Source organism: Aerosakkonema sp. BLCC-F183 (genome assembly GCF_041929145.1).
Lineage (GTDB): Bacteria > Cyanobacteriota > Cyanobacteriia > Cyanobacteriales > Aerosakkonemataceae > Aerosakkonema.
In genome coordinates this window covers 99,406-113,436 of record NZ_JBHFNU010000044.1, presented here as the reverse complement: position 1 = coordinate 113,436, position 14,031 = coordinate 99,406, and the positions used below count along the sequence as shown (strand labels likewise).

General features: G+C 43.4%; 6 protein-coding genes, 1 tRNA gene and 1 CRISPR repeat array. Of the genes, 4 read left to right on the top strand and 3 right to left on the bottom strand.

All coding sequences use genetic code 11. The annotated features are described in order from the left end of the window. Positions 1–407: 407 nt before the first annotated feature. Complete coding sequence (locus ACE1CD_RS11875; protein ID WP_374824207.1) at positions 408–1,445, bottom strand: CobW family GTP-binding protein; 1,038 nt, start codon at positions 1,443–1,445, stop codon at positions 408–410. A 607-nt stretch (positions 1,446–2,052) separates the two neighbouring features. Then, a CRISPR array of direct repeats spans positions 2,053–4,952; the repeat unit is 37 nt; unit sequence GTTGGAAACCACTAAAATCCCTTTCAGGGATTGAAAC. A 57-nt stretch (positions 4,953–5,009) separates the two neighbouring features. After that, positions 5,010–5,843, bottom strand: a complete 834-nt coding sequence (locus ACE1CD_RS11870; RefSeq protein ID WP_374824431.1) for a rhodanese-related sulfurtransferase — start codon at positions 5,841–5,843, stop codon at positions 5,010–5,012. Between the two features lie 161 nt (positions 5,844–6,004). On the opposite strand from ACE1CD_RS11870, the gene ACE1CD_RS11865 reads away from it, so the two are divergent. Both ACE1CD_RS11865 and ACE1CD_RS11860 read left to right on the top strand, forming a co-directional pair. Then, positions 6,005–6,077: transfer RNA gene (locus ACE1CD_RS11865), tRNA-Ala, on the top strand. A 173-nt stretch (positions 6,078–6,250) separates the two neighbouring features. Further along, complete coding sequence (locus tag ACE1CD_RS11860; protein ID WP_374824204.1) at positions 6,251–8,827, top strand: tetratricopeptide repeat protein; 2,577 nt, start codon at positions 6,251–6,253, stop codon at positions 8,825–8,827. A 320-nt stretch (positions 8,828–9,147) separates the two neighbouring features. Here ACE1CD_RS11860 and ACE1CD_RS11855 read toward each other — a convergent pair whose 3' ends face one another. Then, a complete protein-coding gene (locus ACE1CD_RS11855) occupies positions 9,148–9,654 on the bottom strand; it encodes a class I SAM-dependent methyltransferase (protein WP_374824201.1) in 507 nt (168 codons plus the stop codon). A 64-nt stretch (positions 9,655–9,718) separates the two neighbouring features. Between ACE1CD_RS11855 and pbpC the strand changes: the two genes are divergently transcribed. Both pbpC and ACE1CD_RS11845 read left to right on the top strand, forming a co-directional pair. Continuing rightward, positions 9,719–12,100 carry a penicillin-binding protein 1C gene (pbpC, locus tag ACE1CD_RS11850; protein ID WP_374824198.1) on the top strand — a complete coding sequence of 794 codons (2,382 nt, stop codon included), beginning with the start codon at positions 9,719–9,721 and terminating at the stop codon, positions 12,098–12,100. Between the two features lie 8 nt (positions 12,101–12,108). After that, the gene (locus ACE1CD_RS11845) at positions 12,109–14,019 is read left to right on the top strand and encodes a response regulator (RefSeq protein WP_374824195.1); all 1,911 of its coding nucleotides are present in this window, start codon (positions 12,109–12,111) and stop codon (positions 14,017–14,019) included. Positions 14,020–14,031 lie beyond the last annotated feature (12 nt).

Genomic DNA, 14,031 nt, shown 5'->3' with positions numbered 1-14,031 from the left:
TTTACCTCTGCCTAATCAGTAAATAGCCAATCATTTCCCAGACTCCTATTTTGCCGATATTGTTCGACCATGTAAGTAATATGTGGATAAACAAAAACCTTGGCATTGTTGAGATTTATTTACTCAAAAGGCCATACTCCTATGTTTAGCAAAAAGCCAAGGCTAGTGTCTCTGCCTAAAGTTTGGCTTGGCAATGAAGCAGCTATATCTAGAGAGATAATTTATTTTGACTTAGCAAGTTAACTGATTGCGATCGAACCAAACATCTCAAGCAATGATTAGTAAGTGTATTTTGGCCGCTACCAACAAACAAAAAATAGATTTTTCGGCTGCGTACTTATGGTTAAATATCAAAAATTATGTTTCGATTCATCAATATTGTAAATTATTGATGAATCTTGACATTCTCAGCTTGCTAAACATTTGTGTAATAAATCTCGAATTTCATCTGCTGGCAAATTTCGCCCGATGAAAACTAGCTGATTGCTGCGCTTTTTCGTCGGCCATTCATCTGTGTTCATGTCATATCTTTTGCCGCTAAGCTGAAAGATATAGCGGAGATTACTTTCTTTAAACCAAACGATTCCCTTGGCGCGGAAAACATTTTTAGAGATTTGGTCTGTCAAAAAGTTTTGAAATTTATCGACGATGAAAGGTCGATCGCTTTGAAATGACACCGACATAAAACCATCATTTGCTAAGTGGTCTGAATGATGATGGTGATGGTCGTGTTCGCCATCGTGTTCGTGTTCGTGATGATGGTGAGTATCGGTTGCTTTTGTGGTAGAATATGAGTCTGGTTGAGAAAGTTCAACATCAAGAATTAAAGGCAGTTGAACTTTGCCATATTGCGATCGCAATATTCTGGCCTCATTTTTGACACTGCCGATGTAGTCTTCCAGTTCCTTAAGTTTTTGTTCTGGGACTAAATCGGTTTTGTTGAGTAAAATGATATCGCCGTAGGCAACTTGATTAATAGCTGCATCGCTCTCGAAATGCTCTGGTGTAAATGTTTCGGAATCTACAACTGTTAAAACCGAATCGAGTCGCGTCAGTTCTCGCAATTCTGTTGCTAAAAATGTCATAATAATCGGCAACGGATCGGCAACACCTGTCGTTTCTATGACTAAGTAGTCGATGCGATCGCTCTTTTCCAGCACGCTGTAAACTGCGTTGACCAAGCCATCGTTAATCGTGCAACAAATACAGCCATTGCTCAGTTCCATCATATCTTCATCTACGGAGACAAGCAACTGACTATCGATATTAATGTCGCCAAACTCATTCACTAAAACTGCGACTTTTAAATTTTGGCAATTTTGCAAAATATGATTGAGTAATGTTGTCTTCCCACTGCCGAGAAATCCGGTAATTATGGTAACTGGCATTCCCCGTTTGGGAAGATCGAAAATTTCGTTTTCAGGTTTTGTGGTTGTTACGGTCATGGTTTTTATCTTAGCGGACTTAACTGCAAAAATTATAATGGTTCTCATTATAATTGATGCTGGCGATCGCATGGGAATAAGGGTTCGATCGCTCTCTATTCGCTGCTGATATTGTATGCAGCCACAGGCAAGTTAGTAGCGTTGAATACTTGACAAATAAATCAAAATGTGATTATCTGACTTTGCGATCGAAATGTCTGCGGGGCAGGGGAGCAGGGGAGCAGGGGAGCAGGGGAGCAGGGGAGAAAGAGAGGTTGATGATTTTTCCCCAATTTCACCGTTGTTATACACTCAATCCATCTGAAATAATTTTCTCTCATTACAATGAGTTAGCCGTGCGATCGACAAGGGGTATCGCTGCGACTGGGTGGAGGTGTTTTGGTTGGCAATCTCTAAATTTTGGCTGAAGTCCTCTCTGGCTAAGCGTTTGGCTGCCCTTGGTGTGGAAAGGGGTAGTCGCAGTGTCTGGAACCCTTGCCAGCAAAGGGTTTCACGAAAAAATTTCGATGCCTGCTTTACAAGCCGATTGCTGAAATGCTATTCTTTATCTCGGTAGTCGCAAACGAACCTTGAAAACTTCATATTATCTGGGTTTGAGGATGTTGCAGTTGGAAACCACTAAAATCCCTTTCAGGGATTGAAACATATTGGCTGCAATACTAAGAATAAGAGCAGCAGGTTGGAAACCACTAAAATCCCTTTCAGGGATTGAAACACTCAGTAATTAATTCAAATTGATTATTGGGAGCGTTGGAAACCACTAAAATCCCTTTCAGGGATTGAAACTTCTATCTTGACGAGTAGGTTTGTTAGCTTGTGTTGTTGGAAACCACTAAAATCCCTTTCAGGGATTGAAACTTTTCTGCTACCAGCTAACTGACCGGCTGCAAATCCTACTGTTGGAAACCACTAAAATCCCTTTCAGGGATTGAAACTGACATAGGCCGGATATTTCCGCTAAATACCTTGGTATGTTGGAAACCACTAAAATCCCTTTCAGGGATTGAAACTTTGCCTACGATCGCACCAGACAACCTTACTGCGTTGGAAACCACTAAAATCCCTTTCAGGGATTGAAACATATCTTTGCCATCCCACTCAAGCGCTTCATCCGTTCCCGGTTGGAAACCACTAAAATCCCTTTCAGGGATTGAAACAATACCGAGATTATCGACTGGTTAGAGCGTCAAGGTTGGAAACCACTAAAATCCCTTTCAGGGATTGAAACTGTATAATAGCTTGCCATCGCAGAAGTTTTTTACTGTTGGAAACCACTAAAATCCCTTTCAGGGATTGAAACATCGGCTGGCTCATTCCAGTCATTGTATTTATCTCTGAGTTGGAAACCACTAAAATCCCTTTCAGGGATTGAAACACGTGGTTAAAGTTTCTGTACGTTGCTATCAGCTATTGAAGGCGTTGGAAACCACTAAAATCCCTTTCAGGGATTGAAACAACTTCCTCGATCGCTTTCTGAATGTCTGTTAGTAGGTTGGAAACCACTAAAATCCCTTTCAGGGATTGAAACATTTTTTCTCGAAGTGGAGCGATCGCAAGTGCAAGCTAGAGGTTGGAAACCACTAAAATCCCTTTCAGGGATTGAAACTACTTGTCCTTGTCCTTAACCCGGAGCTTTCAACTCCGTTGGAAACCACTAAAATCCCTTTCAGGGATTGAAACGTGTAATAAAGGTTGCAGGCATTTTGGGTTTAGTCGTTGGAAACCACTAAAATCCCTTTCAGGGATTGAAACGATTTCGCTCCGATCGCGAACGGTGCAGCAGATGTTGGAAACCACTAAAATCCCTTTCAGGGATTGAAACTCCCGGCAATTATTGGAGCGATCGAATCCCTTCAGTTGGAAACCACTAAAATCCCTTTCAGGGATTGAAACTTTTCCTCAATTGGTGAATGAATCCCCCAATTAAGTTGGAAACCACTAAAATCCCTTTCAGGGATTGAAACACCGTTCCCGTTACCCCACTGATACCGTCAAAATCAGTTGGAAACCACTAAAATCCCTTTCAGGGATTGAAACCGGCCCTGATTGCATCCCCTGGCATTCCCGGCTGCTGTTGGAAACCACTAAAATCCCTTTCAGGGATTGAAACCTCCTATATCGGCATCTTCCATTACCTTAAGAAGCGTTGGAAACCACTAAAATCCCTTTCAGGGATTGAAACGGTAGTTTTGACCGAAGCTGAGCATTTGTAATTGGGTTGGAAACCACTAAAATCCCTTTCAGGGATTGAAACGCTGAAAGCAACACTAACAGCGATCGCCTACCTATTGTTGGAAACCACTAAAATCCCTTTCAGGGATTGAAACTACAGGCTGGGATGATAAACACTACAGGTGTGGTGAGTGTTGGAAACCACTAAAATCCCTTTCAGGGATTGAAACGGCTACGAGATAGTGATACATCAGAAATGACAATAATGTTGGAAACCACTAAAATCCCTTTCAGGGATTGAAACCTCCACCACAGCAACGGGATGGGCAATGCCAGAGGGTTGGAAACCACTAAAATCCCTTTCAGGGATTGAAACTCGTTGCAACCAACATCCACGGTGTTATTGGTTCCGTTGGAAACCACTAAAATCCCTTTCAGGGATTGAAACAGCAAAATCAATTTCTGGTGGCTGCTGTACGCCTTTCAAGGTTGGAAACCACTAAAATCCCTTTCAGGGATTGAAACTCCTGGCGGCAAGAAAGATGCGATCGATGCCGCTAGCGGCGCACACAAAGTTGGAAACCACTAAAATCCCTTTCAGGGATTGAAACGCTTGCGCGTACACACTGCCACTCCCCCACATACGTTGGAAACCACTAAAATCCCTTTCAGGGATTGAAACGATCGCCTTAGAGCTAATTACCTTGCCCTCATAATGTTGGAAACCACTAAAATCCCTTTCAGGGATTGAAACACTGGGGTTGCTGTTGCTACCAACTCTTTGCTTGCGTTGGAAACCACTAAAATCCCTTTCAGGGATTGAAACTGATAGCTTCTCATTTTCTACTGAATGAGAGCTAGGGTTGGAAACCACTAAAATCCCTTTCAGGGATTGAAACGAATATCCGTGATTATCAACTGCATTATTACTTCCGTTGGAAACCACTAAAATCCCTTTCAGGGATTGAAACTTTAAAAAGAGACAGCCAGGACTTGAACCTGGAAGTTGGAAACCACTAAAATCCCTTTCAGGGATTGAAACGCTCAACGAATCTTTTCCCCATTGGTGCAGTTCGGTTGGAAACCACTAAAATCCCTTTCAGGGATTGAAACATTCCCAATTGGCATATTTTTGCCCTGAAAGGTATGATGGGGTTGGAAACCACTAAAATCCCTTTCAGGGATTGAAACGTTCCGGAAACAACAGTACCAATTACATTAATTATGGTTGGAAACCACTAAAATCCCTTTCAGGGATTGAAACGCCAACTGGAACCCATCAAAGTGATTGAAGCTAAGTTGGAAACCACTAAAATCCCTTTCAGGGATTGAAACAGAATGAAACATATTACAAAGAAACGCGATTTCTCATTTTCGATCGCAAATCCAAAATCACTGTTGGTCGGCGAGTCGATCGAAACAATGGGGACAAGAAACATCTTCCTGATAATCAGGCGAGTTTTTATCTTCTTCAGAAATGGGATGTCCGCAAGCGGAACACATTTCGTGAGTTCCCAACTCCAGACCCTGACTGAGGGCGACACGTTGGTCAAATACGAAACATTCTCCTTCCCAGAGGCTTTCTTCTGGGGGAACTTCCTCCAAATACTTGAGAATACCGCCTTTGAGGTGATAAACTTGGGAGAATCCTTGGGCAATCATAAAGGAGGTGGCTTTTTCGCAGCGAATCCCACCAGTACAAAATAAAGCGACTTTTTTATGTTTGTTCGGATCGAGATTGTGACGAACGTATTCTGGAAATTCGCGAAATGAGGCAGTTTGTGGATTTTTTGCCCCTTTAAAAGTGCCGATCGATACTTCGTAGTCGTTGCGGGTGTCGATCGCGATTACTTCCGGATCGGAAATCAGCTCGTTCCACGCCTGCGGACTGACATAAGTACCTACGTGGACAAGCGGATCGATGTCCGGCAATCCCAAGGTAACGATTTCTTTCTTCAGGCGCACCTTCATGCGATCGAACGGTGGAAAATCGGCATAGGATTCTTTATGCTCTAAGTCAACCAGGCGCGGATCGGAACGCAAAAACTCTAACACCGAGTTTATCCCCTCCCGGTCACCTGCGATCGTGCCGTTAATCCCCTCTGCCGCTAACAAAATTGTCCCCTTGATACCCTGTGCTTGACAGTGCGACAACAACAACTCTCGTTTCGCCGCAAAGTCCGGCAATCTCACAAATTTATAGAAAGCGGCAACAACTTGGCCCATTTCCTTAATCGCACCGATCGAATTTTTCTGTACTACTTTACAAAATAACTTAACAGAGCTATTCTGAATAAGGTGCGCTTCCAAAAAATTTTTGCTCGACTCTTGACAAAAAAGCAAGCGAAGAGCTAAGATAACAGAAGTGCTTAAAAAAAGTCCGTTTCGGGGGTATAGCTCAGCTGGTAGAGCGCCTGCTTTGCAAGCAGGATGTCAGCGGTTCGAGTCCGCTTACCTCCATTTAAAAGATATAACGAAATTTTTAGATGCAGAATCTGTATAGACTTTGTGGCACAATTAAAAACAAATTGATATAACTACCAATATTCAAGACAGATAACTCATTTGCAGAGCAAGTTTATATCCTAGTAATAGTTCGTGCCAAACTCGCTCAACAGACAAAGGAAGTTATCATGAAGCACAAGCATCCTCACGTCTTAGCCTTTGTATCGCAAGGAAGTGTCGTTCTTTCGACAGTCCTGTTGTCTTTCTGTCTTGCGATCGCTCAACCTACTTCGTCTAAGACAAAGGATGCAAGTGTTAATTTAGCGCTTTCCGCTAGCGAACGGCAAGAACTAGAGCAATTAAGAGAACAAAGACGCATTCAAGAACAAGTGAAAGCGGAGGCGAATCGCGCCTTTAGTGGGACGACTCTCCTGTTCAACGTATTGCTGGGAACGCTGGCGATACTTTTGGCAGGTGCGCTCGCGGCTTTATTTATTTTAAGGCGATCGGTGATGCGAGAAGTCACAGATCTCGTCACCAAACACCTCAACGAACTGGAAGACTTGCAGGGAAGACTTGCAGCTGCGAATCAAAAAGTGCAACACCTCCTGCAAAAAGCGGAAGATGTGGGAGAAGACTTAAGCGATCGCGCAGAAGATTTCCACCAAGAGATAGATGTCAAATTAGACAATATATCTGTAGTCTTAGCTGACTTATCGCGATCGAAGCAACAGGCGTTCGCAGAACTAGAAACGCAAATCAAAGATGCGAAAGCGGCGCTGGGAAAATTAGAAAATGAGTTTGCATCTCGCCTTTCCGAACTCGGTGTGGATGCAGCCGAACAAAAAAGCTTAATCATTGAGAATCTGCAAAAATTAAGTACAGAATTCGTTCCTCAACTTGACGAAATTCAAACTGCTGTCTTAGCACAGAAACAAGCCGTATTGCAAAATATCGAAAAATCGGAAAGAGAATTGGCAATGCAAGTGGCTGAAGTTCAGAATGATGTGCAAAAGCAACGCGATTTAACCATCCAAAACCTAGAGAGATTGGCATCGGAATTTGCCCCTCAACTTTATGAATTACAGACAGAAATTAGAAGCCAGAAAGAATCGGTATTGCAAAATATCAAACAAGCTGGGTCGGAACTGGCGAATCAATTGTCTGCACTCCAGGTAGATACGCAAAAGCAACGAGATTCGATCCTAGATAAATTGAAAAAGCTGGAATACGAGTTTGCTCCCAAACTAGCAGAAATTCAGGGAAATGCGGAACAAAGAATTAAAAAGCTGTATGAAGACGCCTTTGCGAACTTGGAAAAATTAGGCGTGCAGATGAGTTCTCAACTTTCCGATTCCCAGTCGCACATCCAAACGGAAATGGCGCAGGTACTCCAAAATATCAAAAATATCGAGACTGAATTTGCTGCTGGAGTTTCTGATTCCCGATCTGGTATCCAAGAAAAGCGGAAACAAGTTATTCATACCTTGGAGAAAGTCGAAAGAAGCGCGACAAATCAATTCTCTGTGTTCAATACGGAGATTACAGGCAGAAAAAATCAGACCGTAGAGAATATGGAAAGGTTAAACGCAGAGATTAGCGATCGCATAGACCAATTCCAAAGCGAAATTCAAACAAGGAAGAATTTAACTATTCAAAATTTGGAGAGTGTAGAAGCTACATTTGCGGAAAAGCTGGCGGAAGTTTTATCCCAAGCTGAAATCGAAAAAGCACAAATCCTGAAACAACTGGCATCAAGTTCGCCGCTATCAGTTGTAGAGGCAATTATACCAGAAGTCGGGCCGAAAGTCAAAGATTTGAGCGAACAATTAGAACGTCTGAAAGCGAATCATCCAGAGTTTTTCATGACGTGGAACGATTATGTCGATCGCGGAAATCAGCTATTCTCGGAGGGAAGCTATGCAGAAGCGATCGCCAACTACGAACAAGCGATCGAAATCAAGCCGGATAATCCAGAAGCCTTATATCGTCGAGGTTTGGCTTTCTGGGAATTAAAGGAATACGAAAAAGCGATCGCTTCCTTTGAAAAAGCACAAAAACTCAAACCCGATGACGCCAGCATATGGTATCATCGCGGACTGGCGTTGAAAGAATTGCAGCGTTATGAAAATGCGATCGCAGCTTTTAATAAAGCGGTGCAATTGCAAGCAGACGACTGCAAAGCTTGGGTGCAAAGGGGAATGACTTTGGTGAGGTTGAAACAACACGAAGAAGCGATCGCATCCTTTGATAAAGCGATCGAACTCAAACCAGATTATCAGGAAGCTTGGGTAAATCGCGGCGTTGCGTTAGGAACATTACAACAACACGAAGAAGCTTTTAATTCTTTTGACCGAGCTGTCAAAGTGCAGCCGGATGATGGGGTAGCCTGGTTAAATCGCGGTTTGGCTTTGAGCGTGTTAGAACGATATGAAGATGCGATCGCTTCTTTCGATAAAGCCATTGAATTGAATCCCGAATCTCATAAAGCCTGGAACTATAAAGGTGAGATGCTGGTGAAATTGGAACGCGATCGCGAAGCAATTGAAAGTTTCGATCGCGCCTTGACTTTGCAACCGAAATATGCACCCGCATATTACAATAAAGCAGTTTGTTATGCTTTGCAGGAACGGGTGAAATTAGCACTGGAAAACTTACAGAAGGCGATTTCTCTCAATCCCAAGTATCGCGTCCAAGCCAAAAATGACCCGGATTTTGAGTTAATTGAAAATTCTCGCCAATTCTGGCAATTGCTTGAAGGTTGAGACACATTAGCAGTAGGTTGGGTCGAAATGTAATATCATGTTCGGTGGCATCGGTAGTATGTGAGTGATGCTCTCATATTATCTGTGGAGATCGGGGGTTAAATTTTTACCGCAGATTAGGCAGATTAACGCAGATTAACGCAGATAAGAAAGAAATTTTTTATGCAACTGATGCTACCGAATATGATATGATTCAACTTAATCTACTTTAATTTTTGACTTTTGACTTTGAGATTTCTCTGCTAATAAGTTGGGTTTCGTTCCTCAACCCAACCTACAAACTAATAAGTTGGGTTTCGTTCCTCAACCCAACCTACAAACTAGACCCTTCTTCCCCTAATCCCTTCAGGAATTACCCAATAGTAAAGAGTGCATTCTTCTGGAAAAAGCAGAGCGACCTTAGCGGAAGGCTTCCAGTCACCCATATCAAAATCGTGAGAAACTATGCGAGTACCGGACTTGAGTTGGCTAAATAATTTTGGTTTGAGTTTAAGATTGAGATGTGGTAACAGATAAAGGAAGACAACTGTAGCAGTGCTGAAGTCACATTCAAACAAATCTTCTTGGCGAAACTGCACGCGATCGCATACCCCAGCTTTCTTGCTGTTCTCCTGTGCTTCCCGAATGCGTTCCGGATCGATATCGATACCTACGCCTCTAGCAGCGTACTGTCGAGCTGCTGCGATGACTACCCTTCCATCTCCACAACCGAGATCGTAAACAATATCGTCAGATGTTATATTAGCTAGTGCGAGTGCGGCGTTAACTTGCTCGCTTTCTGTAGGAATATAACCGATATCAGGCTTGCGTTGTTTTATATTTTGCATCAAAGCCAAAACCTGTTTGGAGTTATTAAATAATAATATATAATGTCAAAGAGGATGTGGAAAATTGCAGAAACTTTACCGCAGACTAACACCTATTAAAAAAATAATCGTACAAGCTACAATTATTATAGCATTGTTCGTTATAACTGTGCGAATTATACCGTATCTTGTTCCCATTCGTGCCAGGGATTTGATGCAAGACCGACAAGCGATCGAATTTAGCGATCGCAACGGCTTACCATTAGGAACATTGCTCAGCCGTAACCAAGAACATACCGCAGTTGTACCTTTAAACGAGATTTCTCCCCATTTCAAAAATGCCATCATCGCCGCCGAAGATAGGGGATTTTATCAGCATGGGGCGCTGGATGCGAAAGCGATCGCACGAGCAATCCTGCAAGCAATTAAAGCCAAAAGAATTGTCTCCGGCGCTTCTACCATCACCATGCAACTAGCGCGAATGCTCGACCCCGTACCGCGCACATTGGCAGGAAAAATCCAAGAAATTTGGTTATCGTGGCGCTTAACAGCAGGAATGAGTAAAGATGAAATCCTTTCTGCTTATCTTAATCGCTTACCGATGGGAGGTAATATTTATGGTGTTGAAGCAGCCGCTCGCGTTTATTTTGGCATACCTGCCAGCGATTTAAATTTAGCACAAGCGAGTTTACTGGCTGCCTTACCGAACGATCCTACCAATCTCAATCCTTATCATAATTTGTCAGCACTGAAGCAACGACAAACTTACGTACTCGATCGCATGGTCAAAGATAAATATATCAGTCGTACTCAAGCCGATCGAGCCTTATCTGAAAAAATTACTATTCAACTTCGCAAGCAAGGTATCCTCGCCGCCCCTCATTTTTTATTTTGGGTAGCCAATCAATTGGATAATGGTAATTTAAAAGTAACTCATTCTGGCAATCTTCGCACAACAATCGATCGTCCTTTGCAGCAATTTGTCGAAGCGCAAGTACAAGAAGTCGTCCGCACCCTCGCGCCTAACAACGTGCATCACGCAGCCGCGTTAGTGATCGATAATCGAACTGGAGAAGTACTAGCTTATGTTGGTTCCCCCAATTATTTTAACGAAACGCAAATAGGACGGAACGATGGCGTACAAGCACTGCGTCAACCGGGTTCAACCCTCAAACCATTTTTATACGAATTAGCCTTAGAAAAACGCATCATTCGCCCGAATACAATTTTAGCAGATGTACCGACTCGCTATGCGATTCCAGGAGCCAAAATTTACAGTCCTCAAGATTATAGCGAAACTTTTCAAGGCCCGGTAAGAGTTCGCATTGCCTTAGCCAATTCCCTCAACATTCCGGCAGTGCGGGTATTGGAAAAAGTTGGCGTAGCCACATTTTTAGAACGTTTGCATCAACTGGGTTTTACCAATCTCAATCATTCCGCAGAATATTACGGTTTGGGATTAACTTTAGGGAGTGGGGAAGTCAGTTTGTGGGAATTAGCTCGCGCTTATCTGACAATGGCTAGACAAGGCGACGCTATACCGCTGGTTAGTATTTTGGGAAACCTAACGCCCCAGCCTTCTTCTCTGCAAGGGAAGGAGGGGAAACGCGAGGGGTTGGGAGTGAGGTCGGAATGGACTTTAATTACCAATATGCTGAGCGACGCTCACGCACGTGCCAAAGCATTTGGTGTAGAATCTGTGCTAGCTTTGCCATTTCCAGCAGCTGTGAAAACGGGTACTTCTTCTAATTTTCGAGATACGTGGACAGTCGGGTTTACTACAGATTATACTGTGGCGACTTGGGTAGGGAATTTTGATGGCGATCGTATGGATAAAGTCTCCGGTGTCATGGGTGCAGCCCCCTTGTGGAATCGTATCATATTACACTTGCACGAACGTGAAGAACCCGTAGCTTTTCCGGCTCCCAAAGGTTTAGTGCAAAAACCCATTTGTGCATTATCCGGCTTGCGTCCAACTGCTGCTTGTCCTTCAGTTGTGCAAGAATATTTTTATCCAGAAGATATCAGCGATTACGAAAGTCATCCAGATACTTTTTATCAAATGGGATCGCGTGATGGCAAGTCATCGGAATATCGCCTCAATTTACCTGCCGAATATAATGAATGGTTGGCAATGCAAACGCAACCAAATTTAGCACCGAGCCAACTGAAAATATTATCTCCTCGCAATGGTGATTTTTTTCTTATTTATCCAGATCGATCAAATGTTCGGCAAAGGCTACAATTTAAACTGGCAAATGGATCTAGTCAACCGGTAGAGTGGTGGTTGAACGGAGAAAAAGTGGCAACTCAGTCATCAAATACCTTGTTTTGGCAACTGCAACCGGGCAATTGGACATTAGAAATTAGAAGCAAAGAAATGAGCGATCGAGTGAATTTTCAGGTAGAATTAGCTGAAAGTAAAAGTATGCGTCGAGGTTTTTCTGTTGCCAGTCCATCTCGATAGGAAAAAAGATGAAAATTCTGGTAGTAGAAAACGACAACTCGGTCGCGGCTACATTAACGGGAGTATTAGCAGCGCATAATTACGCGATCGACTTGGCAACCGACGCACAAACCGGGTTAGACTTAGTGACAGCAATTGAGTACGACCTTATTTTGCTGGACTTGCACATTCCCAAGTTAGACGGAATTAGCTTGTGTCGGCAACTGCGATCGCAAGGTTACAGCAAACCGATCCTTTTGCTAACCGAGAAAAATACCAATGTAAATATTATAGCGGCGCTAGATGCCGGGGCGGATGATTATGTGATTAAACCTTATAACCAGGAAGCATTGCTGGCAAGGATTCAAGCTTTGTTGCGCTGGAGTAGTGGGAATCCATCATGCACGCTAAGTTGGGGAGACCTCTGTTTAGATTCAATCTCCGGGAAAGTCACTTGCGGCGATCGACTAATTCCACTGACTGCCACAGAATATAGCTTACTGGAATTGTTTTTGCAAAATCCCGATCGCATTTTCAACCGCAGCGCTATTCTAGACCGACTTTGGGGGTTTGATGATGCACCAACGGAAAATGCAGTCACGGTTCATATCAAAGACTTGCGAAAAAAACTGAAATTAGGAGGTCTGAACGCAGAAATTCTGGAAACAGTTTATGGCATGGGATATCGGTTAAAGCCCGCACCCGATCGCTCCATTTCTACTTCCGAAGCAAACAAAGATAGCCTGCAAAAACCTCGCGTCAAAGATATCTCTTCTGTAAATCGAGTGCTGCAAAAATTTCGTAATTCCTTTGCAGAACAAATTGCCGTACTAGCAGAAGCAAAAACCGCACTCTTGGCAGGGAATTGTCAGGAAGAATTACAACAGAAAGCAAAGCACGAAGCGCATCAACTGACAGGATCGATGGGGAGCTTTGGTTATCCAGAGGGTTCTAAACTGGCGCGAGAACTAGAACATTTACTGATTAAAGACAGTGCCCTAAAACGAGATGAAATTTGCCGTTTTTCCCAATTGGTAACAGCATTGGAGGAGGAGTTAACAAAGCCTCCCATCCCTGTAAATATCCAACCAACCCCGACAATGAAAACTCATCGCGTGTTGGCGATCGATGACGATACGGTGCTAACAGAAAATTTACAAGCCCAAGCCAATTCATGGGGAATCCGCCTAAAAATTGCTCCCGATCTGCCAACTGCCCGATTGCGCCTTGCAATGGCGACTCCCGATGCGATTCTCCTAGATTTAAGTTTTTCCGATAGAGAAGAAGATGGATTAACCTTATTGAGAGAATTAGCAGAGCGATCGCCACAGATTCCAGTCGTTGTATTTACCGCACGAGATAGCCTTGCCGATCGAGTGGCGGTATCCCGATTAGGCGCTAAGCAATTTTTACACAAGCCTGCCGCGATCGAAGATATTTTTGAAACGATCGCCCGTGTCTTACCTCAACCCAAAACTTCCGAAGCTAAAATCTTAATCGTAGACGATGACCCCGCAATCCTGGCTGGATTATCGGCGTTGCTGACTCCTTGGGGGTTAGAGGTGACAACTCTGACAGAACCCCAGCGATTTTGGGAAGTGCTAATTGCCACATCTCCAGACTTAGTGTTGCTGGATCTAGAAATACCGAGTAGAGGCGAAGTCTTTGCTGACCATAATTACGAACTTACCGACAACCTCAACAGGCAAACGCTTTGGCGATACATTGGTCTAGAGTTGTGTCAGGTGGTGCGGCAAGATACCCATTGGGGCGATTTACCAATTTTGGTAGTAACAGCCCATACTGATGCGGAATCTCTTCAACAAGCATTTGCCGCCGGTGCTGATGATTTCATTACCAAGCCAGTACTGGGCCCAGAACTGGTCACGCGGGTACTCAGTCGAATTGAGCGAGTGAGATATCGAAAAAAAGCTGTTTAGAAGCGGCGACTT

Bases quoted from the DNA above. Each gene is read 5' to 3' on its own strand.
- ACE1CD_RS11875 (WP_374824207.1), bottom strand. From the start codon at position 1,445: ATGACCGTAACAACCACAAAACCTGAAAACGAAATTTTCGATCTTCCC.
- ACE1CD_RS11870 (WP_374824431.1), bottom strand. From the start codon at position 5,843: ATGGGCCAAGTTGTTGCCGCTTTCTATAAATTTGTGAGATTGCCGGAC.
- ACE1CD_RS11860 (WP_374824204.1), top strand. From the start codon at position 6,251: ATGAAGCACAAGCATCCTCACGTCTTAGCCTTTGTATCGCAAGGAAGT.
- ACE1CD_RS11855 (WP_374824201.1), bottom strand. From the start codon at position 9,654: ATGCAAAATATAAAACAACGCAAGCCTGATATCGGTTATATTCCTACA.
- ACE1CD_RS11845 (WP_374824195.1), top strand. From the start codon at position 12,109: ATGAAAATTCTGGTAGTAGAAAACGACAACTCGGTCGCGGCTACATTA.